General features: G+C 67.9%; 22 protein-coding genes and 1 pseudogene. 10 read left to right on the top strand and 13 right to left on the bottom strand.

The window, feature by feature from the left end; translation table 11 throughout:
* The first annotated feature begins 322 nt into the window (after positions 1–322).
* On the top strand, positions 323–2,401 hold the full coding sequence (locus H0B54_RS06595) for a putative bifunctional diguanylate cyclase/phosphodiesterase (protein WP_188259699.1): 2,079 nt from the start codon (positions 323–325) through the stop codon (positions 2,399–2,401).
* Between the two features lie 25 nt (positions 2,402–2,426).
* Here the strand turns inward: H0B54_RS06595 and H0B54_RS06590 are convergent, their stop codons facing one another.
* A complete protein-coding gene (locus H0B54_RS06590; RefSeq protein WP_188259698.1) occupies positions 2,427–4,316 on the bottom strand; it encodes a potassium/proton antiporter in 1,890 nt (629 codons plus the stop codon).
* Between the two features lie 190 nt (positions 4,317–4,506).
* On the opposite strand from H0B54_RS06590, the gene H0B54_RS06585 reads away from it, so the two are divergent.
* Both H0B54_RS06585 and H0B54_RS06580 read left to right on the top strand, forming a co-directional pair.
* Positions 4,507–5,343, top strand: a complete 837-nt coding sequence (locus H0B54_RS06585) for a porin (RefSeq protein WP_188259697.1) — start codon at positions 4,507–4,509, stop codon at positions 5,341–5,343.
* A 139-nt stretch (positions 5,344–5,482) separates the two neighbouring features.
* The gene (locus H0B54_RS06580; RefSeq protein ID WP_014198692.1) at positions 5,483–5,662 is read left to right on the top strand and encodes a hypothetical protein; all 180 of its coding nucleotides are present in this window, start codon (positions 5,483–5,485) and stop codon (positions 5,660–5,662) included.
* Positions 5,663–5,915: 253 nt separating this feature from the next.
* Here the strand turns inward: H0B54_RS06580 and H0B54_RS30395 are convergent.
* Positions 5,916–6,077: pseudogene (locus H0B54_RS30395) on the bottom strand (hypothetical protein); the annotation flags it as partial.
* 390 nt (positions 6,078–6,467) lie between these two features.
* On the opposite strand from H0B54_RS30395, the gene H0B54_RS06570 reads away from it, so the two are divergent.
* Positions 6,468–6,782, top strand: coding sequence for a hypothetical protein (locus H0B54_RS06570; RefSeq protein ID WP_188259696.1), 315 nt, complete (start codon positions 6,468–6,470; stop codon positions 6,780–6,782).
* A gap of 6 nt (positions 6,783–6,788) precedes the next feature.
* Here H0B54_RS06570 and H0B54_RS06565 read toward each other — a convergent pair whose 3' ends face one another.
* A complete protein-coding gene (locus H0B54_RS06565; RefSeq protein ID WP_188259695.1) occupies positions 6,789–7,805 on the bottom strand; it encodes a patatin-like phospholipase family protein in 1,017 nt (338 codons plus the stop codon).
* Between the two features lie 197 nt (positions 7,806–8,002).
* Here H0B54_RS06565 and H0B54_RS06560 point away from each other — a divergent pair, with 197 nt between their 5' ends.
* Entirely contained in the window at positions 8,003–9,787 is a 1,785-nt protein-coding gene (locus H0B54_RS06560) for an ABC transporter ATP-binding protein (protein ID WP_211109230.1), read from the top strand.
* Between the two features lie 35 nt (positions 9,788–9,822).
* On the opposite strand, the gene H0B54_RS06555 is transcribed toward H0B54_RS06560, so the two are convergent.
* Complete coding sequence (locus tag H0B54_RS06555; RefSeq protein ID WP_188259693.1) at positions 9,823–12,423, bottom strand: hybrid sensor histidine kinase/response regulator; 2,601 nt, start codon at positions 12,421–12,423, stop codon at positions 9,823–9,825.
* Between the two features lie 502 nt (positions 12,424–12,925).
* Between H0B54_RS06555 and H0B54_RS06550 the strand changes: the two genes are divergently transcribed.
* Complete coding sequence (locus tag H0B54_RS06550) at positions 12,926–13,252, top strand: hypothetical protein (protein WP_188259692.1); 327 nt, start codon at positions 12,926–12,928, stop codon at positions 13,250–13,252.
* A gap of 10 nt (positions 13,253–13,262) precedes the next feature.
* Here the strand turns inward: H0B54_RS06550 and H0B54_RS06545 are convergent, their stop codons facing one another.
* The 5 genes from H0B54_RS06545 to H0B54_RS06525 all read right to left on the bottom strand — a co-directional run bounded on the left by H0B54_RS06545 (position 13,263) and on the right by H0B54_RS06525 (position 17,761).
* A complete protein-coding gene (locus H0B54_RS06545) occupies positions 13,263–13,988 on the bottom strand; it encodes a protein tyrosine phosphatase family protein (RefSeq protein ID WP_343068911.1) in 726 nt (241 codons plus the stop codon).
* Between the two features lie 92 nt (positions 13,989–14,080).
* Entirely contained in the window at positions 14,081–15,082 is a 1,002-nt protein-coding gene (locus tag H0B54_RS06540; protein ID WP_188259691.1) for a hypothetical protein, read from the bottom strand.
* Between the two features lie 31 nt (positions 15,083–15,113).
* Entirely contained in the window at positions 15,114–16,109 is a 996-nt protein-coding gene (locus H0B54_RS06535) for a hypothetical protein (protein ID WP_188259690.1), read from the bottom strand.
* Between the two features lie 110 nt (positions 16,110–16,219).
* Entirely contained in the window at positions 16,220–17,059 is an 840-nt protein-coding gene (locus tag H0B54_RS06530) for a 23S rRNA (adenine(2030)-N(6))-methyltransferase RlmJ (RefSeq protein ID WP_188259689.1), read from the bottom strand.
* Between the two features lie 57 nt (positions 17,060–17,116).
* Complete coding sequence (locus tag H0B54_RS06525) at positions 17,117–17,761, bottom strand: transglycosylase SLT domain-containing protein (protein ID WP_247895033.1); 645 nt, start codon at positions 17,759–17,761, stop codon at positions 17,117–17,119.
* 522 nt (positions 17,762–18,283) lie between these two features.
* Between H0B54_RS06525 and H0B54_RS06520 the strand changes: the two genes are divergently transcribed.
* Positions 18,284–19,648 (top strand): tetratricopeptide repeat protein, encoded by a 1,365-nt coding sequence (locus tag H0B54_RS06520; protein WP_188259688.1) that lies wholly within the window; start codon positions 18,284–18,286, stop codon positions 19,646–19,648.
* Positions 19,649–19,678: 30 nt separating this feature from the next.
* Here the strand turns inward: H0B54_RS06520 and H0B54_RS06515 are convergent, their stop codons facing one another.
* Positions 19,679–20,617 (bottom strand): LysR family transcriptional regulator, encoded by a 939-nt coding sequence (locus H0B54_RS06515; RefSeq protein WP_094302592.1) that lies wholly within the window; start codon positions 20,615–20,617, stop codon positions 19,679–19,681.
* A gap of 127 nt (positions 20,618–20,744) precedes the next feature.
* Here H0B54_RS06515 and wrbA point away from each other — a divergent pair, with 127 nt between their 5' ends.
* Entirely contained in the window at positions 20,745–21,347 is a 603-nt protein-coding gene (gene wrbA, locus H0B54_RS06510; RefSeq protein WP_094302591.1) for an NAD(P)H:quinone oxidoreductase, read from the top strand.
* Positions 21,348–21,414: 67 nt separating this feature from the next.
* Positions 21,415–22,362 carry a glutathione S-transferase family protein gene (locus tag H0B54_RS06505; RefSeq protein ID WP_188259687.1) on the top strand — a complete coding sequence of 316 codons (948 nt, stop codon included), beginning with the start codon at positions 21,415–21,417 and terminating at the stop codon, positions 22,360–22,362.
* 21 nt (positions 22,363–22,383) lie between these two features.
* On the opposite strand, the gene H0B54_RS06500 is transcribed toward H0B54_RS06505, so the two are convergent.
* From H0B54_RS06500 to H0B54_RS06490, 3 genes are all read right to left on the bottom strand, one after another.
* Positions 22,384–22,764, bottom strand: a complete 381-nt coding sequence (locus tag H0B54_RS06500) for a hypothetical protein (RefSeq protein WP_040134170.1) — start codon at positions 22,762–22,764, stop codon at positions 22,384–22,386.
* A 98-nt stretch (positions 22,765–22,862) separates the two neighbouring features.
* Positions 22,863–23,234, bottom strand: coding sequence for a response regulator (locus H0B54_RS06495; RefSeq protein WP_343068910.1), 372 nt, complete (start codon positions 23,232–23,234; stop codon positions 22,863–22,865).
* A gap of 74 nt (positions 23,235–23,308) precedes the next feature.
* Positions 23,309–23,623, bottom strand: coding sequence for an Hpt domain-containing protein (locus H0B54_RS06490; protein WP_246472362.1), 315 nt, complete (start codon positions 23,621–23,623; stop codon positions 23,309–23,311).
* Between the two features lie 180 nt (positions 23,624–23,803).
* Here H0B54_RS06490 and H0B54_RS06485 point away from each other — a divergent pair, with 180 nt between their 5' ends.
* The gene (locus H0B54_RS06485) at positions 23,804–24,805 is read left to right on the top strand and encodes an NAD(P)/FAD-dependent oxidoreductase (RefSeq protein ID WP_246472361.1); all 1,002 of its coding nucleotides are present in this window, start codon (positions 23,804–23,806) and stop codon (positions 24,803–24,805) included.
* The last annotated feature ends 221 nt before the right edge of the window (positions 24,806–25,026 follow it).

Raw genomic sequence — 25,026 nt, 5'->3', positions numbered from 1 at the left:
TCTCTTTGGTGTATGCCGAAAGGCGTAGATCTTGAGAGGTTGGGTTCCGCCATCGGCGCCGTTCCTCCGGATGAGACGGGGCGGCGTTCTCCTGCCCAGGGTTGTGGTACGGGGAGCGGTGGGTGCAACAGATGTTGTGATTTCGCCGCAATTTGTTGGAAAATGCTCCGCAAGCCGTCATAATGACAACTCGGTTTCTGTGCACCCCTGGGTAACGGGCCTCGTGTCGAGCGCCCAGCGGGCGCCTTGGTGAGCGGGTACGGTTTTGTCCAACGTGTCTCCGGCAGAGCATCAGGGGCCTGACAGCCCGTCCGCACCGGCAATGCCGACGACATCGGCGTTCCTGGCGTCGCTGGCCGAAAGCCTCATGCACCAGGCGTCCTTCGCGTTGGTCTATGCCGACGCCGGTGGGCGTTGCCTGTTCGCGAACCCGGTCCTCGCCGCCGTGTTGGGAACGTCACCCGAAGATCTGGCGGGGCGTCCGCTGGCCGAAATCGACCATCCGCTGGCGCGCGCCGTGGCGCAGGCGCTGGGCCGCTCCCGCCAGACCGGGGAAGCCGCTCCGGTGGATTGCGAGGTCGAGCGTGCGAACGGCGGGCGCGGCGTGCTGACCGGCTGCGTCCTGCCCCACCGCACTGGCGACGGAGGGCATGGCTTTCTTGGCCTGTTCCAGGATGTGACCGACCCGGCCCGCATCGCCGATTTCGTCCTGCGCCGTGACCCCTTCGTGACGACGCTGCTCGACGCGGCGGTGGACGGTGTGGTGGTGGCCGACCGCCATGGCATCATCCGCACGGTCAACCGGTCCTGCCGCGACCTGTTCGGCTACGACGAGGAGGAATTGATCGGGCGGAACGTCTCCGTCCTGATGCCGCCGCCCTTCTCCCGCGATCATGACAAGTACATCGGCAGCTACCTGGAGACGGAACGCGCCAAGATCATCGGCATAGGGCGCGACGCGCTCGGCCGGCGCAAGGACGGCGCGGTGTTCCCGATCCATCTCAGCGTCGGTGAGGCCCGGCTGGCGCGCGAGGTCGTGTTCGTCGGCATCATCCGCGACATCTCCGAGCGGCTGGCGGCGGAGCAGCGGGCGACCTATCTGGCCCGACACGATCCGCTGACCGGGGTTCTGACCCGCACCGCCTTTCTGGAGGAGTGCGAGGCCGTGCTCGCCGCGCCCTTTCCCGGCCAGGAAGGCGGCCTGTTCGCGCTCTACGCGCTCGACGTCGACCAGTTCAGCGACATCAACGAGGCGTTCGGCTTCCACGTCGGCGACGCCGCCCTGAAGGCGATGGTCAGCCGGGTGACCGAGGTGCTGCCGCAACAGACCTACGTCTGCCGCATCGCCGCCGACGAGTTTGCCGCCCTGTCCCGCGTCGACAGCGCGGAGCAGGCGGAGACGCTCGCCGATCTGCTGCATGACCGGCTGACCGCCTCCATCTACGCCGATCGCCATTGGGTGCGGCTGCGGCTGTCCATCGGCGCCGCGGTGCAGGACGCCGACATCCGCACGCTGGAGGAGCTGAACGCCAAGGCGAAGCTGGCGCTTCAGGCCGCGCAGCACAACGGCGGCAACGCCGTTTGCTTCTACACCCCGGAAATGGCCGCGGCGGCGACCCGCCGGATGTTCCTGACCATGCATCTCGCCCACGCCATCGAGCGGAATGAGCTGCACATGGCCTACCAACCCATCGTAGAGGCCCGCTCCGGCCGGATCGTGGGGGCTGAGGCGCTGCTGCGCTGGAACCAGCACACGCTGGGGCCGGTCTCTCCCGGCGAGTTCATCCCGGTCGCCGAGGAAAGCGGCCTGATCGTTCCCATCACCGACTGGGTGCTGAACGCCGTCGTCGAGCAAATGGCGGTGTGGGAGCAGGCGGGTACCCTGCCGAACCAGATCTTCATCAACATTTCCGGTCCACAGTTCCTGCGTGGCAACCTCAGCACCCGCCTCGAGGAGCTGTTGGGCCGCCACCCGGCGCTGCGCGGGCGGCTGGGTCTGGAGATCACCGAGCAGGCGGCGGTGCGCGATCTGAAGGCTGCCGTGCAGACTCTGACGGAACTGGAGGCCATCGACGTCCAAGTGGCCATCGACGACTTCGGGTCCGGCTATTCGTCGCTCAGCTATGTGCAGCAGCTTCCGGTGTCGAAGCTGAAGATCGACCGCGCCTTCATGGCGGACATCCCGGACAACCTGAAGAACGGGGCGCTGGTCCGCGCTGCGGTCGGCATGGCGCACGGCCTCGGTCTTGTCACCGTGGCCGAGGGAGTCGAGACGGAGGAGCAGCGGGACTTTCTGGTCTCCGTCGGCTGCGACCTGCTGCAGGGCTATCTGTTCGGCCGGCCCGTCGCCCCGGACGCCTTCGCCGCGATGATCCGCGCCCAACAGCCCGCGATGGCCTGAGCGTCCGGCGAGCGCCCGGACAGGGTCACCCCTCCAGCCGTTCCGGTTCCTTCCCGGCCAAGGCGGGCGGTTCGACGGCGCGGGTGGGCACGCGCTCGCGGCGGGTTTCCCGGAGCTGCCAGCGGCGGAAGGAGCGTTCCGACCACCAGGATTCGATCGTCTGCCAGAACCGTTCCGGACCCTGGAACAGCGGCACGCGGGCCTTGTCCATCGCCGATGGCTCCAGCGCGAGGCCGACCGAGGTGATCTGCCCGTCCTGCATGTCGCGGACGATCAGTTCGACGCCGCCCATGCGCATCCGGTCGCCCAGCTCGCAACCGCCGCCGAATTCGTTGCGCAGCAGATCGCGCAGGGACCACTGGGCGTTGGCCAGCGACAGGGGCAGGCCGTACATCTCGGCGATCTGCTCCACCGTCGCGTCAGGGTTCAGCGCCAGATCGCCGTAAAATTCGCGGTCGTCCTGATCCAGCGGGCGGCTCTCGGCGAACAGCTTGTCGATGAGCGGCAACTGGCTGGGAGGGGTGAACAGATAGACCATATCCCCGGCCTGCAGCGTCCGCGCCTTGTGCAGCGGCACCACGCGCCCCTCGCGGATGACCAGGGAGGGGCGGGCGAAGCGCGGCGTCCGCTGGCCGCGGGCGGCGGGACTCTTGGGGTGGACGGTGTAGGCGACCATCTCCTGGTCGGCCCCGCCGGGCAGTTCCAGCTCGAACCGCTCGACCGGGCCGCGCCGCGGCGGGACGATCAACTTCAGCCAGCGCGCCATCGGGCCGATGGTCCAGCCCTGCACCGCCAGCGACACGATCACCACCAGGAAAGCCGTGTTGAAGATCACCTGCCCGCCCGGCAGTTCGCCCAGGATCGGCACCAGCGCCAGCAGCATCGACACCGCGCCGCGCAGCCCGACCCAGGCCATGAAGGTCTTCTCGTTGGCCGAGAAGCGGAAGGGCAGCAGGCACAACCACACCGCCAGCGGGCGGGCCAGCAGGATCAAAAGGACGGCCAGGGCCAGGGCGGGCAGGGCGATCGCTCCGAAATCATGCGGGGTGGCGAACAGCCCCAGCATGACGAACATGACGATCTGGCTGAGCCAGGTCAGGCCCGAGTGGAACTGCCGCAGGCCCAGCGCCCCGCGCAGCTTCACATTGCCCGCGACGAGGCCGGCGGCGTAGACGGCGAGGAAGCCGCTGCCCCCCAGCTCGTTCGTGCCGGCGAACAGGAACAGCGCGAAGGCCAGGGTGACCACCGGATTCAGGCCAGGGTCGAGGCGGGCCTTGTTGATGAAGGCGGCCAGCCCGGCCCCGCCCAGGATGCCCAGGACCGCCCCGCCGGCGATCTGCTTGACCAGGAAGCCGGCCAGCTCCAACGGCGTTCCCCATCCGTGCAGTGCCGCCTCCACCAGCATGGCGGTCAGCAGGATCGCGGTGGGGTCGTTGCTGCCGGACTCGATCTCCAGCGTCGAGCGCACGCGGTCGCGGATGGTGATGCCGCCGACCCGCAGCAGGAAGAACACCGCCGCCGCGTCGGTGGAACTGACCGCGGCGCCGACCAGGAAGGATTCGATCCAGGGCAGGCCCAGCAGACCATGCGCGGCGACGCCGATGACCCCGGAGGTGATGGCGACCCCGAAGGTGGCGAGGCTGAGCGCCGGCCATGCGGCGGCGCGATAGCTGGACAGCTTGGTGTCCAGGCCGCTTTCGAAGAGGATCACGGCGAGCGCGATGGAGCCGATCAGGAAAGCGCTGTCCGCGTCGTTGAAGCTGATGCCTCCGACGCCGTCGATCCCGGCCAGCAGCCCGACGCCCAGAAAGATCAGCAGCAGCGGCGTGCCGATCCGCAGCGCCAGATAGCTGGTCAGGATGCTGACGATCAGCAGCGACGATCCGATCAGGATAATGGTGCTCGCCGTCTCCATAGTCCTCGCGCCGGATAGGGGAGATGCCGCCTTCGCGGTACACCCGATTTTGGCAATTCTTGGGCGCGAGTGCAACGCAGCGACCAAAATTTCCCAATGTTCCTAAAATAATGCAGAAATGTCTCCCGCAATGCAGCATTGCGGCGAGCTACAATCCTTCCGGGTTAATGCAACGGGCGAGGGGCATTTCATGTTTCGTACACGGCGCATTTCGGCACTGCCCCTCGCAGCCCTGACGCTTGTTCTGTCCTCCCCAGCGGTGATGGCGGGAGCTTTGCCCGGCCTGGACCGGCCGGCGGCGGGTGGCGGCGCCACGCCGATCCGGTTCGACAAGAAGGCCATCGACCTCGGCGGCTGGGGCGCCCTTGAGGTTGGCCAGACGGAAAGCGCGTCGCGTCGGATGGTGGTGACCACGCCGGTGCGCGACCAATGGTTCGCCGATCCCGTCTTCATGAACGACGGCGCGTTTGGTGGACCGGACGCACGGGCAACCTATTATTCGCCGCGTCTGCACGGCTTCAACATCGGCCTCGGCTACACCCCCGTGCGCACGGAGCTGGGAGCGGCCGATCCGCTCGCCCGCCATGTGGTGGAAGGCGTGGTGCGTCATGACGGCCGGCTCGGCAAGGCCCGTCTGCGGATCACCGCGGGGGTGGGCAAGGCCGCCGTCGCCAAGGACCGCGGCACGCCCCGCCGGTCCTGGGTGGTCGGCGGGCAGGTGACGCTGCCCGGCGTGACGGTCGGCGCCGGCTACCGCGAGCAGCAGCCCGACGACGGCGCCGCGCGGCGAACGCTCAACGCCGGCCTCTATCTGGAGCAGGGCACGCCGTCGCGGGGCTGGACGGTCATGGGGCGGCTGGCCCACACGCAGGTCGGCGCCGAGGCCCCACAGGACGCCTGGTCCACGGGTCTGCGGTTCCGCATGTCGCCGAAGGTCAGCGTCACCGCCGATCTCGGCACCATGACCTACAGCGGAGACCCGTCCGACAGCACGATGTTGCGCGTTGGAACCCGCGTTCTGTTCTGACCGGCGGCCCAAACGCGCCTGATATCCCTCTTTCGCCCTCATCCAAGGGTGGTTTCCCGATGGAATCGCGGTGTCGTGGAAGCAAATGGCCTTCTCGCCTGTTTACAGGAGCGAGAAGCACCACAAGGAGGGTTTGGACATGTCTCGTTTGCGCCTGATCGGGACCGCCATTGCGCTGTTGACGCTCGCGGCCTGTTCGACCGGCGGCGTGGTGGGCGGCACGGCTGGCGCCGCGGGCGGCTACGCGGTGGACGGCAAGCGTGGCGCCATCATCGGTGGCCTGGGCGGTGCCGCGCTGGGCACGGCTCTGGATCGCTGACCGGACGCAACGGGTCCGTGCGATCCGTTGCCGATGACGACAAGCGCGTCGCGCCGACCGGGCGCGGCGCGCTTTCGTTTTTTCAGGCCCGCCATTCCTTGCGCAGGATGGCGTACTGCATCGTGTTCTCGAAGATGGGTTGCCCGTCGCCATCCGTTTCGAAGGATATGAACTCCACGAAGAGCCCTTCTTTCCTCATGCCGAGCCTTTCGCACAGGCGCTGCGACGCGACGTTGGTCTCCTCGACACAGGCGTAGAGGCGGCGGGCCTGCCTCAAAGTGAACAAATGGTCGAAGAGGGCCCGCGCAGCCTCCGCGGCGTATTCGGCCCCGGCAAAATCCGCGTTGAAGTTCCAGCCGACGGCACCAGCCGACGGTATGTATGTCCGGCGGCTCGGGCACCTGGAACACGTCACCGATCACCCGGTCGGTGCTTCGCAGGCATACGGCGATGTGCTCGTCGCTTCGGCTGCGCGTTTCCACCTCGGCGGCGGCGGCGTCGAGGTTGTCCAGTTTGAGCGCGAGGAAGCAGCTTGCCCGGGGGTGACGCAGATCGGCGAGCAGGTCGGGCGCGTCCCCCTCCCGCAAGGGCCTCAGGGTCAGGCGGTCGGTGGTGATGGGGCCATGCGTCGTCTCGGCGGAAGGGGCCGGAACCGGAAGCCGGCAGATCATGAGCCGGTCATTTTTGCCGCCCGGCACATACACGCCATCAGAAATCCCACTTATGCGGTTGATTGCCAAGAATATTTTAGGTTGCACAAAACTTGCGTGTCGGATCTCCAGCCCATCGGTCACGAGAAGCCGTCATGCAAATCTCCAACTATTTCAGCGACGTCTCCCGCGTCGTCGCCAAGTTCACGACGCAGAACGGGAAGGCCGAACCGGAGAAGGAGGCGAGCGGAGTCAGCGCTGCCGACGCCTTCCTCAAGGAGGCGCGGAAGTCGCCGGCCCAACGCATCCGGGACCAGATTCTCGCCCGCATGAAGCTGGACGAAGACTCCCTCGCGTCCATGCCGGCGGAAAAGCGGGCCGCCGTCGAAAAGCAGATCGCCGAAGAACTGAAGCGCCAGTTGGCCGGCGAGAACGACCGGCGCGGCGCGGCGGTCGACCTGACCGCCTGACGCCGCTCAGACCGGGGGCGCGTAGCCGAAAACCCTCAGCGCGTCCTGAAGGTCGGGGAGGACGCGCTCGACCGCCGCTTCCCCTTCACGGATGCAGTCTTCGGCCCGGTCGAATTCCGACAGGCCGATGTGGCCCAACCGCGGCGTGATGTGCACGTCCGGCGGCTCGCCGGCCAGACGGGACCGCGCGATGCGGTCGGTGACGATGCCCAGCGAGGAGATCATGACGCCGAACAGGCTTGGCCCCTCGTAATCGCGCCGGAAGATGCGGCGGCTCAGCGCGCCGATGGGCACGCGGAAGCCGGCGCGGGGCTTGGACTCGCCATCCGGGCCTTGCTCCTCGTCGATCAGCTTCAGGAGATCGAACCCTGCCGCGGTCGGCACGGCGGCGCCTGGGCGGCGCGATTTGCCGATGATGTCGGCGGCAAGATTCACCGCGATCACCATCTGCGCCCCCAGGGCCCGGCAGGCCGACACCGGCACCGGGTTGACCAGGGCGCCATCGACCATCCAGCGCCCCTCGAACGGCACCGGCGGAAAGACCCCCGGCAGGGAGAAGGAAGCGCGCAGGGCGTCCACCAGCGGGCCGTTGCGCATCCACACCTCGTGCCCGGTGACCAGATCGGTGGCGATGGCGGCGAAAGGGTTGGGAAGTTCCTCGATCAGGATGTCGCCGAGATGGTGGCGCATCTCGGCGACCAGCCGGTCCCCGCCGATGAGGCCGCCGCCCTGGCGCAGCCGCAGGTCCAGATAGCCGACGATTTTCATCCGGGTCAGGCTGCGCGTCCACTCCTCCAGCGCGTCGAGCTTGCCGGCGAGATGGACTCCGCCCACCAGCGCCCCAACCGAACTGCCGCAGACGATGTCGGCCTCGATCCCGTAGCGCGTCAGCGCCCGCAGGACGCCGATGTGCGCCCAGCCCCGTGCCACCCCGGCGCCCAGCGCCAGACCGATGCGCGGCCGGTGGTGCTGCTGGCCGTATCGATTGCCGGGACCCTGTCCGTTTCCACCGTCCGCCGCCATGGCGCCTCCTTTGCACAGGGTGGAGCGCGTGCCGGTCGGTATGGTGCCACCGGCCGGTCAAGGAAGCTTGATCGGTTCCGGCCCGGCGGACAAGTCCCGGTGGGCGAGGCGCAGTGACCAAGGCTTGATGGACAAGCACCGGCGCCATCGGCTAAGCCATCGCGATCGCGCTACAGGAAGACGTGCACGTGAGCAAGATGAGCGGAGAACGGCTGCGCCTCGACGCGGCGACGGAGCGGCTGGTCGGCCGCATGCTGCGGGAATGGGTGCGCCCCTACACCGGCAAGCTGATGCTGTCCTTCCTGCTGATGGCCGTGGTGGCGGCGGCGACCGGCGCCTACCCGCTGCTGATCGATCAGGCCTATTCGATGTTCTCCGAGCAGGACCGGGGTATGCTGCTGGTCATCCCGCTCCTGATCATCGTGGTCACGGCGGTCAAGGCGCTGTCCATGTACTCGCAGACGGTGGTGACGACCGACATCGTGCAGCGGATCATCACCGACGTGCGCCTGTCGATGTTCGACCATCTGCTGAGGTCCGACACCGCCCAGCTTCACGCGGCCCCCACAGGCACGCTGACCTCCCGCTTCATCAGCGACGTGGACCTGATCCGCAACGCCCTGTCGCGGACCCTGACCGGGCTGGTGCGCGACATCCTGACGGTGATCGCGCTCGTCGGGTCGATGTTCTATCTCGATTGGGTGCTGTCGCTGATCGTCTTCCTGATCTACCCGATCGCCGCCATTCCCATCGTGAACATCGGCAAGCGGCTGCGCCGCGTGTCGCGCGACACCCAGGCGCAGATGGGCGACATGACCGCCCTGCTGACGGAAAGCCTGGCCGGCGCCCGCATGGTCAAGACCTACTCCCTGGAAGACTACGAGCGCGCTCGCGCCGCCCGCGCCTTCGAGGACAATTTCGCCCTGACCATGAAGGCGACCCGAGCCCGCTCGCGCATCGACCCGATGATGGAGGTGCTGGGCGGCGCCGCCGTGGCCGGTGTGATCGCCTTCGCGGGCTACCGGATGGCGATGGGCGAGGGGTCGGTCGGCGCCTTTTCCGGCTTCGTCGGCGCGCTCCTGATGGCGGCGCAGCCCGTGCGCGCCATCGGCACGCTGAACGCCGTGCTGCAGGAAGGTCTGGCCGCCGCCCAGCGCATCTTCGAACTGGTGGACGAGAAGCCGACCATCACCGAGCAGCCCGGCGCCAAGCCTCTGGCGGTTGAGCGCGCCGCCGTGTCGCTGCGCAGCGTCCGCTTCGCCTACGAGGAGGGGACGGAGACGCTGAAGGGCATCGACCTGGACGTTCCGGCGGGGGCCACAGTGGCTCTGGTCGGGCGCAGCGGGGCCGGCAAGTCCACCGTGTTCAACCTGATCCCGCGCCTCTACGACGCGACCGGCGGGCAGGTGCTGATCGACGGGCAGGACGTCCGGGCGGTGACGCTGAAGAGCCTGCGCGGCGTGATCTCGCTGGTCAGCCAGGACACGGTGCTGTTCAACGACACGGTGCGGGCCAACATCGCCTTCGGGCGGCTGGACGCTCCCTTCGACGACATCGTGGCCGCCGCGAAGGCCGCCGCCGCGCACGACTTCGTCGCCAGACTGCCGGAGGGCTACGACACGGTCATCGGCGACCGCGGCGTGAAGCTGTCGGGCGGTGAGCGGCAGCGCCTCGCGCTCGCCCGCGCCTTCCTGAAGGACGCGCCGATCCTTCTGCTGGATGAGGCGACGAGCGCGCTGGACAGCGAGTCCGAGCGACTGGTGCAGGGCGCGCTGGAGCGGCTGACCCAGGGGCGCACGACGCTGGTCATCGCCCACCGGCTGGCCACCGTGCGCAACGCCGACCGGATCGTCGTGATGGAGGGCGGGCGCATTCTGGAGCAGGGCACCCACGACGCCCTGATCGCGCAGAACGGCACTTACGCCCGCCTGTGCAAGCTCCAGTTCGGCGAGGACGGGGAGGCCGCCCTGCTGGCGCCCTGATCCGGCAAACCGAGATCGTGCGTCCAGACCCGCGGTCAATCGGCCGCAGGCACCATCTCCACCACGGCGTTGCGCAGCTCGTGGGCGGCTATGGGTTTGTGCAGCAGGGTGTGGCCGCCCGCGCGGGCTTCCGCCAGGCGTTCCGGGGCGGTGTCGCCGGTGATGATCGTCGCCGGAACCGGCGTCCGGAGCCGCTCGCACACCGCCCGGATGGCGTCCAGCCCCGTCTTCCCGTCGCGCAGGCGGTAATCGGCCAGGATCGCGCTCGGCCATTCCCCGCTCTCGATGTGCTGAACCGCGTCCTCGATGGAGCCCGCCGTCAGCACCCGATAACCCCAGCCCTCCAGCATCGCCTGCAGGCCGAGGCGGATCAGCGGTTCGTCGTCGATCACCAGGATCATGCCCCGCCCGTCGCTCGGCACCGGCCGGGCGTCCGCCGGCTCGGAGCGGGTGGCGTGGCGGGCGATCAACGGCACCTCGATGCAGAAGGCGGAGCCGGCTCCCAGCCTTGAGCGCAGGTGCACCTTGTGACCGAGCAAGCGGGCGAGGCGACGCACCACCGCCAGACCAAGCCCAAGCCCCTTGCTGCGGTCCCGCTCCTGGTTGCTGACCTGGAAGAACTCCTCGAAGATCTCTTCCTGCTTGTCGGACGGGATGCCGATTCCGGAATCCATCACCTCGATGCGCAGGCGGTCTCCCCGGCGCCGACAGCCGATCAGCAGACCACCCCGTTCGGTGTAGCGCAGCGCGTTTTCCACGAGGTTGCGCAGGATGCGCATCAGCAGGGCCGGATCGCTGCGGATCGTCAGGGTGCAGGGAACCACGCGCAGCCGCAGCCCCTTGGCCTCCGCCTGGGGATGGTATTCGGCGCCCAACTGCTCGATGGCCGGGCCGATCGCCAGATCCTGCAACTGGGGAACGATCAGTCCGGCGTCCAGCTTGGACACGTCGAGCAGGCTGTCGAGCAGCATGCGCAGCCCATCCATGGCCTGCCCCATGGAGTCGAGAAGCGGCGCCGCGGGGTGCCCGTCCAGCCGTTCCGCCAGGGCGGTTTGGAACAGCATCATTGCCTGGACCGGCTGCCGCAGGTCGTGGCTCGCGGCGGCGAGGAACTTGGACTTCGCGACGTTGGCGCGGTCGGCCTCGGCCTTGGAGGCGCGCAGGGCGTCCTCGGCACGGCGGCGTTCGGTGATGTTGCGGACGATGCCCGTGAAGTGGCGGCGCCCCCCGGCGGTCCATTCGGCGACCGCCAGTTCGATCGGGAAGATCGAACCATCCTTGTGCCGTCCTTCCACCTCACGCCCGATGCCGATGATCTTCCTGTCCCCCGTGCGCTGGTAGGTCTGCAGATAGCCGTCATGCGCGGAGTGGTACGGCTCCGGCATCAGGATGCGGATGTTCCGGCCGACCGCTTCGCCGGCCTCGTAGCCGAAGATGCGCTCCGCCGCAGGGTTGAAGCTCTGGATCGTGCCGGTCGCGTCGATGACCAGCATGGCGTCCACCGCCGTCTGAACGATAGCCCGGTGGCGGGCCTCGCTTTCCGCCAGCGCCGCCTCGCGCCGCCGGATGAGGTCCGCGGCGCTGCGGATGGCGCGCCCAACCGCCGCGATCTCGGCCACGCCGTCGTCGGGCGGCGGCACCGGATATCCCGCTCCCAGCGCTTCGGCTGCTCCGGCCAGCTGGGAGACGGAGCGCGTGAGGCGCCGCCCAAGCAGAACCGCCGCCCCGATCCCGACCAGCAGAAGAAAGAGTCCGCCGCCGGTGAAGAGCAGGAGGGCGTGGCGCGCCGGGGACGCCACCAGGGTCGTGGGGACGCTCATCGCGACCACCCAGCCGAAGGTCCGGGATCGGCTGTAGGCCTGGATCGCCTGCACATCCTCCAGATTGACGGCGCGATGGATTCCGTCCGGCACGTTCTGCATGCCGGTCCACAGCGAGGCGGGAAGCCGTTTGCCGACGAACTGCTCGGTCAGATGCGAGCGGGCGATAACAACCCCGTCCTGGTCGATCACCCCGGCCCGCCAGCCCGCCGGGATGCGCTCCGGCGACACGATCGCCTGAAGCCGCTCCTGCGGGATGTTCAGGCTCAGCAGATAGCGGATCTGGCCGTCGCGGATCACCGGGGCGATCACCGCCAGAATAGGTGACTGGCTCACGTCGCCGATGAAGAGGCCGGTGACCTGCGGCTTTCCCGTGTCGATCACCCGTTGGTCGGCTTCGAGCACGGTGTTGTCCGGCAGATCCGCGCCCCAGGGCATCCGGCTGTTGATGCGTTGCCGGCCTTGAGGGTCGCGGAGAACCACGTTGGTGCCCAGCCGGTCGCGCACGCCGGCGGCTTGCCGGTAGAACGCGGCCAGATCATCCGTCGTCAGGCTTTCCGATGTGGACAGCACCTCCGCAGCGGCGATCTGGCGGCCAACTTCACGCTCCACGTCCTCGGCCAGCAGGCGCGTCCGGTCGAGCACGAGCTGTTCCGTTTGCTGGGCCTGCGCGTCGACGTTGCGGATGAGGAGGAACACCGAGAAGAGGACCAGCGGCACCGCGACCGCCATGACCAGCAGGACGAGCCAGCCCCGCACCCGTTGCGGCTGCAGGTGCCACGTCAGACGCCGCGGCTTCTCGGAATTGGCAATCATCGAATGGGCCTGAAATTGAAAGCCGCCCTATGCCGGATCGCTTGAGGAAAACGGTCGATTCGGTTGGCACCGCTCTTACCGGCGGCCCTGGCGCGCCCAGACGGCGCAGGAGCGCGTGCCTGCACTCTTTGGCACGGCTGACGGAGCATGGCTTTGGCGGAGCGGTCGACCGAGAAGGCGTGTCCGGTCTGAGCGTACCGAGGCATTTCGCAGACCATTCCTGGCGTAACCGGTTGCGGGCATCTCTAAACCAGACTGTATCATACCGCGCAATAATTGATTGACCATCTATCCATTCGCTCGTGAAAGAGCGGTTGGGAACGGCACAATCGCACAAAGCGCTTTCCCGGATCGCTTCGGCGTGCGTCTGCGGACGGCGATTGGCGTCGGGGTCGGCTCGTCTTCGCCTCCTGGCTGAGCCGACGCTTCCAGCGGCGTTTCACCGCGGCGGACATTGCGCGGGAGCATGAACTGGGCCTGTGGACCATGCTGCGCGCCGACGATGCCTTCTTCCGCGCCCTGCCACCGGTTGAAGCGGTGCTGGAGCGCATGGCGTCCCTGGAGTGCCGCATCGAGCCGGCGCCGCGGACCGTCGCGGGAAATCACCGTCTGTTTCAATGTCTACGGCAATACGCCGGGCGGCGACCGCTTCCTGTCGCTGCTCGGCTCCTCCATCGGGCATTTCCTGGCGGGGGCGGAGGTCTACTGGATGCTGGACCAGATGGCCCATTACGCGGCGTTCGACTGGCTGAACCGGCATGAGCCGATCCGTGTGCGCCGCTTCGACTTCCTGAACTTTCCTTACTGCCACTTCGTTGGGGCGAAGTGACGCGGCGCGCTCACTCCCGCCCGAGAACCCGGTCGACCACCGTGTCGGCCCACTCGCGGGAGCGGAAGCTGGCCTTGGCCTCCACCGGGTCATAGACGTGCTCCACCCAGTCCCAGAAGGCGATCGGGCGCTTCTCGTTGTAGGCCGCGTACAACTCGAAGAAATAATCGAGGATGCCGGTCTTCGCCTGCTTGAAGTGGCCGTACTTCCAGTGAAGCTGCTTGGTTGCACGCTCCAAGGGCAGGCCCTCGTGGATGAAGAGGTAGAGCGCCGACATGAAACCGGCGCGGTCCGCCCCCGACTTGCAGTGCAGGAGCGCCGGGTACTGCATGGTCGCGAACAGGTCACGGGCCTTCAGCAGCGTTTCCTTCTTCGGCATGTCGCGGGAGTTGACGGGAAAATCCACCAGCGTCACCCCGGCCGCCCGGCAGGCTTCGGCCTCCAGGATGTAGGAGGCGCAGTCGCGGCTGCCGCGCAGGTTCAGGATGGTCTTGACGCCGCGCCGCGCCGCCTCACGGATGTGCGAGGGGGAGGGCTGGCTTGCCCGGTACATGTTGGGGGAGATGCGGTAGGTGTTCGAATAGACCAGCCGGAAGCAGGCGTGGTCGATGAACACGCTCTCGAAATGTCCGAGCGCCCGCTGCAGCGGGGAGATCATGCGCCCGCGCGCGCGCTTGATCCCGTCGGCCAGCGCGGTGGTCGTGTAACGGCGCAACATCTTCCTGGTGGTGGCCACGCAAGCAGTCTCCAAATCGACAAGGCCGCCAAGATAGGCACACTTCTCGTGGCGTCAAGGCCGCCGCGCCGCCGGGCAGTGCGGCGGTTTGGTCATCCGGCCCGCAGGACCCGCCCGTAGATGTCGTAGCGCGCGGCCAGCGACAGCACGATCTCCATGTAGAGGTTGATCAGGCCGTTGGCGTAGAAGGCCGGGCAGCCGGTGTAATGGCGCTCTCCCGCCTGGGCGGTCGGCTCGATCAGGTCGGCGTTCAGCACGATCATGCCGCCCGGCGCCTCCGCGTCATAGACGAAGGCGGTCTGGTGGCGGGGCAGGGGGTGGATGGCCTGGTGGTCGTCGGCCTCGATGTGGCCGGCCCCCATGAACTGGCACAGCATGCCCAGGCTGCCCATGGCGAGCGGCAGCACCTGCTTCAGGCTGCGGCGCGACAGGTCGTCATACTCGGCCGGGGTCAGGCCGGGCTTCAGCATCGGCGCCGACTCGCACAGGTTCCAGCAGACGTGGAGCGCCGTGTGGCTGCCGGTCTTGGTGATCGACAGCATGTCGTAGCCGGACGGTGCGTGCAGCACCGACGCCTCCAGCGTGTTGGCGAGGACGAAGCTGGCCCCGGCGAGCGGCGTGATAACGCCCTCCGCCCGGCACCGCTCCTCCTCCAGCGTCACCTTGATCGCCCAGTCCTTGATGATGGCGTCGAGCAGATGGCATACGCTGTCGCGCAGGAAGCCGATCAGCGTCTCCGCCGGCGCGGCGTCCAGCCCGGCGGCGTCGGCGACGTCCAGCCCGTGCGGCGAGTCCGGCGGGTTGCACAGCAGCAGATGGCCGTCGGCGTCCAGCGGCATGCGGTTGGTGATGTGGTCGCGCAGGTCGTTGTAGAGGAAGGCCAGCAGCGCGTTGATCGCGACCTTCTCGTAGTCCTCCTTGCGGGTGTCCGCATGGGCCGGGCAGTGGCCGGCGAGGCGCTGAAGCTCCTCGGTGAAGAGGTAGTTCGGGTCCTCGGTGATGCGGTGCAGGATCGGCGCGAGGTTGATCCGGGTCATCCCGGCCTCCTCATGCGCGGCGAGATAGGACAGGGCGAAGTCGTTAGAGCGGGCCATGATGGGGCGTCAATCTCGTGAATGAGGACGGTCAGCGGTCGCGAAGCCGGTCGTAGACGCCGTAGTCCATGGCGATGCTGGCCACGATGTCGAGATACAGTTTGATGAAGCCGGGCGTGTAGAAGGCCGGGCAGCCGGTGTAGTGCCGCTCCTCGGGCTTGGCGAAGCGGGTGATCGGCTCCGGGTTCAGGCAGATCAGCCCGGCCTCGTCGAGGACGAAGGCGGTCTGGTCCTTGGGCAGCAGATGGATGGCGAGCCCGTCATGGGGCTCGATCCCCGACGCCTCCATGTAATGGACCAGCATGCCCAGGCTGGCCATGGACAGCGGCACCACCTGCTTCAGGCTTCGCCGGACGAGGTCGTCGTAGGCCGCCGCTTCCTGCTTCGGCACCAGCAGCGGGGCGGCCTCCACCATGGCCCAGCAGATGTGGATGGCGGTGTGGCTGCCGGTCTTGGTGATCGACAGCATGTCGTAGCCGGCGCGCTGGTAGAGGGGCGAGTCCTCCAGCGTCGTGCGCAGGATGAAGGTGGCGGCGGCGGCGGCGGAGATTTCGCCCGTGCCCTGGGCACGGTAATGCTCCTCCTCCGTCAGCAGATCGGCGGCCCAGCCGGTGATGAGGCCGTCCAGCAGATGGCAGGTGGCGTCGCGCAGGACCGAGGCCATCACGTCGAGCGGCGCGGCCGCCATCGCCGCGCGGTCGGCCGGGTTGATTCCGTGCGGGGAGCGCGGCGGGATCGGCAGCATCACCTGCCCGCGCTCGTCCAGCGGCAGCTTGGACGCCACATGGTCGCGCAGCCGTTCGAACAGATAGGCCAGCAGCGTGTTGACCGTCACCTTGTCCGCGTCGTCGGCGTTGGGGGCGGCGTGCATGGGGCACTGGCCGCCGCCGCGCCGCAACTCCTCGCTGAACAGGAAGGCCGGGTCCTTCTGGATGGTCTGGAGGATGTGGGCGACCGACACGCGCTCCAGCCCGGCATCGGCGTGGGCCTTGGCGAAGCTGCTGGCGAATTCGTTGGAACGGGACATCGTGGCCTTGCCGGAACGGGGTAATCCCGTTCAGCCTAGGGCGAGTGGCGGGGGCGATGCAACGGCAACCTCTGTGACCGGTTGCCGCTTTCCCGTTGAAATGTGCGGTTTTACCCCTCGGGAACCAGCCAATCGACCGTGCAGCCGCCGCCGGTTGAGGGCAGGGTGGCGTGCAGCGCGGGCAGCAGGTCGCGCAGCGTGTCGTCCAGCGTCCAGGGCGGGTTGACGATCAGCAGGCCGGACCCGTTCAGCCGCAGGTGCGTGTCCTCCGGGTGCCAGGTCAGCTCGACGGTCAGGATTTTGCGGATGCCGGTGTTCTCCACCGCCTCCTGGAAGCGCCAGACGGCCGGGCGTTCCTTGATCGGGTACCACAGGGCGTAGATGCCGGTGGACCAGCGCTTGTGCGCCGCCTTCAGCCCCTCGGCCATGCGGGCGAACTCGTCCGGCTGCTCGAAGGGTGGGTCGATCAGGACGAGGCCGCGCTTCTCCCGCGGCGGCAGATGGGCCTTCAGCGCCTGATAGGCGTCGGTCTTGAAGGCCGAGACCTGACGGTCTCCGGCGAACTCGGCCTTCAGGGTCTGCCAGTCGTCGGGATGAAGCTCGTTGAGGAGCAGCCGGTCCTGCTCACGAAGCAGCGCCCGCGCGAGCCGCGGCGACCCCGGATACCAGCGCAGCCGCCCATCCGCGTTCAACGCGGACACCGCGTCCAGATAGGGCCGCAGCGCCGGGTGCGGCGCCGGCTGGCCGAACAGCCGTCCGATTCCGTCCTGGAACTCCAGCGTCTTGCGCGCCGGTTCGGAGTCCAGGTCGTAGCGCCCGATGCCGGCGTGGGCGTCGAGCACGCAGAAGGGCGCCGGCTTGGCGCGCAAATGATCGATGATCAGCGCCAGAACGGCGTGCTTCATCACATCGGCGGGGTTGCCGGCGTGGAAAATGTGACGGTAGTTCATGGGGCAGGGATTTAGCCCATCGGGGCGTTCCGCGCCATCCCCTGCGAAGCCAGGTTATCAGTCGAGGGAAGCGACCTGCTGGGCGTTGCGGAAGGTGCGGCGGGTGCTCGGCGCGATGCTGGCGGGCTCGGAGTCGCCGCAGCGGGCGGATTCCAGCAGCTTGGCGCTCTTCGCGTCCAGTTCGTTCAGGTGCTGCCAGATCTTGCAGACGTAGTTCTGGGCCTGACGGGTGGAGCCGCCGTTGTAGCGGGCGACGGCGGTCTTCCAGCTTCCCTGCTCGCCATGGAGGCGGAGAAGAAGGCGGCCGGCGTAGTAGACGTTCTCGCGGGGATCGACGATCCGCTCCACCGGCTGGAACTCGCCGCGGTGGGTGCCCAGCGAAATCTGCATGCAGCCGACATAGACGTTCTGGCGGATCTGGCCGCGCTTGTCGCGGAGGTGCCGGGCGGCGTCGTTGGCGTTGCGGGCGTAGACAGGACGGCCCTCCACACTCATTGCGAAGGGGGTCGGAGCGCCGTCCTGACCGCTTTCCACCAAGGCGATGGCGACGAGAAGACCGGAGGGAATGTTGAACTTGCGCTCGGCCTCCACGGCGTGGGAGACGCAGCTGCTGTCCTGGGCGGCGGCGGGCTTGGCGAGGAGGACCGGAGCGGCGGCTAAGCCCAGCGCAAGAGCGATCCAGCCGCCATACGTGCGTCGCACGCGCTGAGTTCGATCCTGCATATCCTCGGTCCCCTCTTCGTTGCCGGGTTCATCCGGCTTCGTTTTGGCCCCCCGCGCGGGGCCGCCATTACCGGTCACCGAGTCGCTTACGGTGACCGCCTCCTACCCGAAAGTTCAGCGCCCACCATCGGGCGCCGAAGCCACACTTCCAAAAATTTTATACAGCGTCAATCTATTTGCTGCCCGGTAATACCACGCCTTTCGATCGAACGATGTCACAAGGCGACGGGAAAACCCCACTCGTGGTCTCGGCCTTATCCATTAAGGCACTGATTCCGAAGCCGTTTGAAAAATCGAAAGAGGTGGATTGCGCAAAAGGCGTACAAGCGCGTCCAATCGACCTAATGCGACGGTCTGACGCTCGATTCGTCACGGACAACCACCTTCGGAAGCCCTCTTGCGCGCGGATGAAAGCTGGTGCAGGAGTTCGTGTCCTCTCTCGTTTTCCGGAGTCTCCCGGAGCGGGGTCGGCGACAGCGCATCTCCCATAGCGAAGTGATCGTGGATCGCGATTCGACGGCTCAAGCCGACCGGGAGGGGGCAGGCCCCCTCGTCCAACCCGGAGACGTTCCGGGCATTCTGTTCCAGGCTGGCTATGACCGCCTCTACGCCGCCGACGCGGCGGGGGCCGCGCGCGCCTTCCGGCTCGCCTGCGCCGCCGACCCGGCGTCGGGGGAGGCCTGGGGTGCCCTGGCCGACAGCGCGCGGGACGCGGGCGAGGCCGCCGGGGCGCTGGCCGCCTGCGGGAGGGCGGTGGCGCTCGACCCCGGCGTGTGGTCCTGGCGGCTCGCCCTGGCCGAGGCGCTACGCGCCGCGGGCCGGTTCGAGGAGGCCGTGACCACCGGGCAGATGCTGACGGCGGAACGGCCAGACTCCGCCACGGCCCGGCTCGGTCTTGCCCGCGCCCTGGCGGCGGCGGGCCGGAGCGACGCCGCGTTGGAGGAATACCGCGAGGCCGTGGCCCTGCGCCCCGGCGACCGCGAGGCGGCGTTGGAACTGGCCGCCCTGCTGGTCGAGGCCGGCGACGCGCTGGGTGCGGTCGAACTGCTGCAGCCCTTGTCCCGCCGGGACCCGGAGGATGCCGACCTGCACACCGCCATCGGGCGGGCCTGGATCGCGCTGCAGGAACCGGCGAAGGCGTTGACCGCGCTGCGCCGTGCCCAAGGGCTCGACCCGGACGGCCGACTCGGCTGCGCGGCGCTGATCGCCGCTCTGGAAAGCGGCGCGGGGGAGGACCTGTCGGCGGCCTATGTGCGCGCCCTGTTCGACCGCTACGCCGACCGCTTCGACCAGGATCTGGTGGGCAAGCTGGGCTATTCCGCGCCGGCTCTGCTCCGCGAGGCGGTGGACCGGTTGGGCACGGCGGCGGGGTTGCGCGTTCTGGACCTCGGCTGCGGCACCGGGCTGGCGGGCGTGGCGTTCCGCCCGCTGGCGGCGCATCTCGCCGGGGTCGATCTGGCCCCGCGCATGGTCGAAAAGGCCCGCGCCCGCGCTCTGTATGATGAGCTGTCGGTCGGCGACGTGGTCGCGGCGGTGGAGGCGGTGCCCGGCGCCTGGGACCTGCTGGTCGCCGCTGACGTGCTGGTCTATCTCGGCAACCTGACCGCGCTGTTCGAAGGCGCCGCCAAGGCCCTGCGTCCGGCGGGCCGCTTCGCCGCGACGGTGGAGCGTCTGGACGGCGAGGCGGCGGCCTCTGGCTACGCGCTTGGCCCGTCGCGGCGCTACGCCCACAGCGAAGCCTATCTGCGCGAGACGGCGGCGGCGGCGGGCCTGACGGTGCTTCTGATGGAGCCCTGCTCCCCCCGCCGGGAGAAGGGCGTGGGCGTGCCGGGTCTTCTCTTTATAGTGGAGAAGCCGGTGGCCTGACGAAAACGGCTTTTCGGGATGGGGCGTCCGTCACGCCTCCGCCCGGAAGGGCTGCAGGCTGAGCAGGGCGCAGTCCCAATAGGGACGCGGGCCGAAGCGTTCGGCCAGGAAATCGACGAAGACGCGGACCTTCGGGGACAGGTGCCGGTTCTGCGGGTAGACCGCGAAGACGTTCGATTCCGCCATGTAATAGTCCAGCAGCAGGCACTGGAGCTGCCCGTTGGACAGGGCTTCGCCGCACAGGAAGGTGGGCAGAACGATGATGCCGACGCCGGCGATGGCGGACTCGCGCAGCAGGTCGCCGTTGTTGGTGCGCAGCGACCCCGACACGCGGACCGACCGCATGGCGTCACCGACGCGGAACTGCCACTGCTCGGCGGTCGGGATGTTGGTGTAGATCAAGCAGTTGTGGTTGGACAGCTCATCCGGCGTCTGAGGTATCCCGTGCTTCTCCAGATAGGCCGGGCTGGCGCAGACGACCTGCCGGTTGGGCGCCAGACGCTTGGCGATCAGCGAGCTGTCGCGCAGCCGCCCGATGCGCACCGCCAGATCGTAGCCCTCGTCGATCAGGTCCACGTAGCGGTCGTTCAGGTCCATCTCGATCTCGATGGACGGGTAGCGCTCCAGGAACTCGGCCACCGCCTTGGCCAGATGCAGCAGCCCGAAGGACACCGGCGCGTTGACCTTCAACCGTCCGCGCGGCGCCGCGTGAAGGTCGGCGACGGCCTGCTCCGCCTCCTCCAGGTCGGCGATGATGCGGGTGCAGCGCTCGTAATAGGCCTGCCCGACCTCGGTCAGGCTGAGCTTGCGGGTGGTGCGGTTCAGCAGCCGCGCCCCCAGCCGGTTCTCCAGCTCCGCGATGCGGCGGGAAACCACGGACTTGGACAGGTTCAGGCGCTCCGCCGCGGTGGTGAAGCTCTTGGTGTCCACGACCTTGATAAAGGCCATCATGTCGTCGAGGCGATCCATGCCATTGTTCTACACCCGGGAACAATGAAGTTCCAGCGCCCTGGATTTGCTGGAGCGCGGCAACGCGCTATCTCTTTGGGACGCCGCAGCCTCCAGCGCGGCCGCAACGACAGAGGGGAGACGAGACATGGCGAAGGTTCTGGTGCTCTACTACAGCAGCTACGGCCACATCTCCACCATGGCGCAGGCGATGGCCGAGGGCGCCCGCTCGGTTCCGGGAACCGAGGTGACGGTGAAGCGCGTGCCGGAGCTGGTCCCCGAAGAGGTGCGGCAGAAGGCGCACTTCAAGGAAGAGCCGAACATTCCCATCGCCGACCCGAACGAGCTTGCCAACTACGACGCCATCATCCTGGGCGTTCCGACGCGCTACGGCAACATGCCGGGCCAGATGAAGAATTTCCTCGACCAGACGGGCGGTCTGTGGGCGAAGGGCGCGCTGGTCGGCAAGGTGGGCGCCGCCTTCTCCTCCTCCGCCACCCAGCATGGCGGGCAGGAGAGCACGATCCTCACCACCCACACCGTGCTTTTGCACCTCGGCATGGTGATCGTCGGCCTGCCCTACAGCTTCCAAGGCCAGATGGGCGTGGACGAGGTGATGGGCAACAGCCCCTACGGCGCCAGCACCATCGCGGGCGGCGACGGCTCCCGCCAGCCGAGCGCGGTCGAACTGGACGGTGCCCGTTACCAGGGCCGGCATGTCGCGGAGATCACCAAGAAGCTGCACGGTTAAAGGCGGGGCGTCCCTCTCCCGCCGTCCGGGCGGGAGAGGTGGCACCGGATAGAGGGGAGTTCAGGGCATGGGCCTGTTGATCGACGGCCGCTGGCACGACCAGTGGTACGACACCAAGAACAGCGGCGGCGCCTTCGTCCGTCCGGAAACCCAGTTCCGCAACTGGGTGCGGGCGGACGGCTCGACCCCGTTCCAGCCGGAGGCCGGGCGCTATCACCTGTTCGTGTCGCTGGCCTGCCCCTGGGCACACCGCACACTGATCCTGCGCAAGCTGAAGGGGCTGGAGGACGCCATCGGCGTCACCGTGGTCGATCCCCTGATGCGGGAGGAGGGCTGGACCTTCCCCGAACCCGATCCGATCACCGGCTCCACCCGTCTGCACGAGGTCTACACCAAGGCCGATCCCACCTACTCGGGGCGCGTGACCGTCCCGGTGCTGTGGGACAAGACGACCGGGACCATCGTCAGCAACGAGTCCGCGGAGATCGTCCGCATGCTGAACCGGGAATTCGACGCCTTCGGCGACGCCTCGCTGGATTTCTACCCGGCGGAACTGGCGGAGGAGATCGACCGGCTCAACGCCTTCGTCTACGACCGCGTGAACAACGGCGTCTACAAGGCCGGTTTCGCGACCAGCCAGGAGAAGTACGAGCAGGCGTTCGACGCCCTCTTCGCGGCGCTCGACGAACTGGACGAGCGGCTGGCCGGGCGGCGCTACCTGCTGGGGAACCGGCAGACCGAGGCCGACTGGCGCCTGTTCACCACGCTGGTGCGGTTCGACGCCGTCTATGTGGGCCACTTCAAGTGCAACCTGCGCCGCATTGCCGACTATCCGAACCTGTCCGGCTATCTGCGCGACCTCTATCAGGTGCCCGGCGTGGCGGAGACGGTCGATTTCCACCACATCAAGCGGCACTACTACGCCAGCCACACCATGATCAACCCGACCGGCGTCGTACCGAAGGGGCCGGCGCTGGACCTCGACGCGCCGCATGGACGGGACTCGGTTGGATAACTCAGGTGGGGTGACCGGGCGTCAGGGCTTGTAGCAGCGGGCCATGTCCTGGTTCGGCCCGATCATCTCGCATTGGAAGCTGTTGGAGAATTTGAAGCGGAACGGCCCGGTCTTGCGCACGCTGACCAGGGTCTGTCCGCCGGGGTTCTTGAACGCCACCCAGGCCGAGGAATCGAAATGGGTGGTGATCCCGTTGCTCAGCCGCACGCGGCCCTGGTTGTCCTTGATGACCTGCACGCCGGTGTTGAAGGCCATGACGCCGTTCGGCGTCTCGGACGCCACGGCGAGGCCGTTCGTGCAGTTCACCCCTTCCGGCTGCACCGCGACGCACTCATAGGGGCGCGGCTGCGACGCGGTGAGCACCATGGCGTAGATCGCCACTTCCAGAACATTCATGGGCATGCGGAATCTCCCGGCAATCCGCACAAGGGTGCAGCAATGCACCGTGTACAGAATAATTCCGCCGTGGTTACGAAAAGTATAATGTCGCGGTCAAGGTTCTACTCCTTCGCGGTCAGCGCTTTTTCCAACTTCTCGCGCAGGCCGAGCGGTGTCAGCGGCTTGACCAGATAGCCGGTGGCACCGGAGCGCAGGGCCGACAGGACGACGTCGGACCCGTCGTGCTTGGTCAGCATGATCACCGGCGCCCGCCCATCCAAGGCCTCCAGAAAGGCCAGACCGCCCATCGGCGCCATGTCCACGTCGCAGAAGATCGCGTCGAACGCGACGCGGTTGCAGCGGGCCAGAGCCTCCGCCCCATCGGCGGCTTCGATCACCGTGCCGACGCCCAACTGCTTCAGCAGCCGCACCGAGACGCTGCGGGTCACCACCTCGTCCTCGACGACCAGCACTGCGCACGAACTGAACGACACGGCCACCCTCGCGCTTCGTCCCGTGAATTACCCATAGGGGTTGCATAGGGATGATATATCAGCGCGAAAGAAACTCAAATGCGTGCGATCAGAATTTTCACGTCGGCCAGGGCCCGGTCGAGGGCCGCCGCTTCCCGGCGCGCCACCGCCGCGTCGCCGCACAGGGCCGCCTCTTCCACCGAGCCGAAGAGGTCGGCGAGCCGTCCGGCCCCGGCGGTGCGGGCGGCTCCCGCCGCCGAATGGGCGGCCAGCCGGACGCCGTCCAGGTCGCCGAACGCCAATCGATCCTTCAGAACGCGCGACAACTCGTCGGCGTTTTCCAGAAACAGGCCGTAGAGCATCGTGACGGTTGGGCCGGGGCCGCCGAAGTTGCGGAACATTGGCTCCATGTCGAGGATGTCCCGATCGCAGGGAACCGCGGTGGCGAGACACGTTTCGGATAGGCTGGGCGGTGGCTGGGGCATGGCTGCTGCTCCCGGCAGGGCACGATATGGCCGTAAAGTGCGCGTGGAAATTCAACCCGGTCAAGCTGAGGCTGGCGCGGCGAATGGACGCTTCGGCGCCGCAACATGCGGACACGGAACCGCGTGGCGCGCCGTCTGTTCCTCAACGTCGTCAACGACCGCTGGAACGCCCGAGCGATGGCCGCCGCAACCGAAGAACAGCGTCTGGACACCCTGATCGTCGGCGGCGGCCCTGCGGGTCTGACCGCGGCGATCTATCTGGCGCGCTACCGCCGCCGCTTCCTGGTGGTGGATTCGGGGGCGAGCCGGGCCTCCTGGATTCCGCTGTCCCACAACCACGCGGGCTTTCCGGATGGGGTGACCGGCGACGAGTTGCTGGCCCGCATGCGTGCCCAGGCGGAGCGCTACGGCGCCCGGATCGTGCCGGGAACGGTGACCTCGGTGGAGCGGGGCGATGATGGCTACCACGTGCGGACGGAGGACGGGCGGCTGTTCCGCGCCCGCACGGTGCTGGCCGCGACCGGCGTGATCGACCGCGAGCCGCAACTGCCCAACCTCTATCAGGCGGTGCAGCGGGGGCTGGTCCGCCATTGCCCGATCTGCGACGGGTTCGAGGTGACCGGCCACCGCATCGGCGTCATCGGCCACGGCACCGGGGCTCTGGGAGAGGCGCTGTTCCTGCGCACCTATTCCCGCGACATCACCGTCCTGACGCTGGGCGAACCGATGAATCTGGAGGAGGCCGAGGAGCGCCGCATGGCCGAGGCCGGCCTCCGCGCCGTTGAGGAACCCGTGGTGGAAATCCACACCGAAGCCGGGCGGATCGCCGCTCTGACCACGGCGTCCGGCGAGCGGCTGACCTTCGACACGCTGTACTCCGCTCTCGGCTGCCACCCCCGCGTCGAGCCGGTGAAGGGGTTGGGTGTGCGCATCGGCCCGGACGGGCGGCTGGTCACCGACGGGCATCAGCAGACGGGGATCGAGGGCCTCTACGCCGCGGGCGACATCGTGGAGGGCTTGAATCAGATCTCGGTCGCCATGGGGCAGGCTGCGATCGCCGCCACCGCCATCCACCGCCGACTCCTGACGGAGGACGGGGATATTTGACGACCCTTGCGTTCCCGTCCGGCGCCGCTGCGGCGCCGGGCAAAATGTCGCATTTGGCATTAATGAGTGGTAATACCAAACCAATGGCTTGAGCTATGCTATTGGTTTGATGAGCCTTCCAGGAATGGCATAAAGGGTTATGCCTTTTGGGCTCGGCCGGACGTTTACACCTGATTAAGAATTTGCGCCTTAGGACTCTCGCCATTGCGAAAGGCGGTCCG

It is taken from the genome of Azospirillum tabaci (genome assembly GCF_014596085.1).
In the GTDB taxonomy this organism is placed as follows: Bacteria; Pseudomonadota; Alphaproteobacteria; order Azospirillales; family Azospirillaceae; genus Azospirillum; species Azospirillum tabaci.
The sequence above is the reverse complement of the archived record's forward strand: the minus strand, read 5'-3'. Positions and strand labels throughout refer to the sequence as shown.

Excerpts from the sequence above, each read along its gene's own strand:
- H0B54_RS06595 (WP_188259699.1), top strand. The coding sequence starts at position 323 with ATGCCGACGACATCGGCGTTCCTGGCGTCGCTGGCCGAAAGCCTCATG.
- H0B54_RS06590 (WP_188259698.1), bottom strand. The coding sequence starts at position 4,316 with ATGGAGACGGCGAGCACCATTATCCTGATCGGATCGTCGCTGCTGATC.
- H0B54_RS06585 (WP_188259697.1), top strand. The coding sequence starts at position 4,507 with ATGTTTCGTACACGGCGCATTTCGGCACTGCCCCTCGCAGCCCTGACG.
- H0B54_RS06580 (WP_014198692.1), top strand. The coding sequence starts at position 5,483 with ATGTCTCGTTTGCGCCTGATCGGGACCGCCATTGCGCTGTTGACGCTC.
- H0B54_RS06570 (WP_188259696.1), top strand. The coding sequence starts at position 6,468 with ATGCAAATCTCCAACTATTTCAGCGACGTCTCCCGCGTCGTCGCCAAG.
- H0B54_RS06565 (WP_188259695.1), bottom strand. The coding sequence starts at position 7,805 with ATGGCGGCGGACGGTGGAAACGGACAGGGTCCCGGCAATCGATACGGC.
- H0B54_RS06560 (WP_211109230.1), top strand. The coding sequence starts at position 8,003 with ATGAGCGGAGAACGGCTGCGCCTCGACGCGGCGACGGAGCGGCTGGTC.
- H0B54_RS06555 (WP_188259693.1), bottom strand. The coding sequence starts at position 12,423 with ATGATTGCCAATTCCGAGAAGCCGCGGCGTCTGACGTGGCACCTGCAG.
- H0B54_RS06550 (WP_188259692.1), top strand. The coding sequence starts at position 12,926 with ATGCCTTCTTCCGCGCCCTGCCACCGGTTGAAGCGGTGCTGGAGCGCA.
- H0B54_RS06540 (WP_188259691.1), bottom strand. The coding sequence starts at position 15,082 with ATGGCCCGCTCTAACGACTTCGCCCTGTCCTATCTCGCCGCGCATGAG.
- H0B54_RS06535 (WP_188259690.1), bottom strand. The coding sequence starts at position 16,109 with ATGTCCCGTTCCAACGAATTCGCCAGCAGCTTCGCCAAGGCCCACGCC.
- H0B54_RS06530 (WP_188259689.1), bottom strand. The coding sequence starts at position 17,059 with ATGAACTACCGTCACATTTTCCACGCCGGCAACCCCGCCGATGTGATG.
- H0B54_RS06515 (WP_094302592.1), bottom strand. The coding sequence starts at position 20,617 with ATGGATCGCCTCGACGACATGATGGCCTTTATCAAGGTCGTGGACACC.
- wrbA (WP_094302591.1), top strand. The coding sequence starts at position 20,745 with ATGGCGAAGGTTCTGGTGCTCTACTACAGCAGCTACGGCCACATCTCC.
- H0B54_RS06505 (WP_188259687.1), top strand. The coding sequence starts at position 21,415 with ATGGGCCTGTTGATCGACGGCCGCTGGCACGACCAGTGGTACGACACC.
- H0B54_RS06500 (WP_040134170.1), bottom strand. The coding sequence starts at position 22,764 with ATGCCCATGAATGTTCTGGAAGTGGCGATCTACGCCATGGTGCTCACC.
- H0B54_RS06490 (WP_246472362.1), bottom strand. The coding sequence starts at position 23,623 with ATGGAGCCAATGTTCCGCAACTTCGGCGGCCCCGGCCCAACCGTCACG.
- H0B54_RS06485 (WP_246472361.1), top strand. The coding sequence starts at position 23,804 with ATGCGGACACGGAACCGCGTGGCGCGCCGTCTGTTCCTCAACGTCGTC.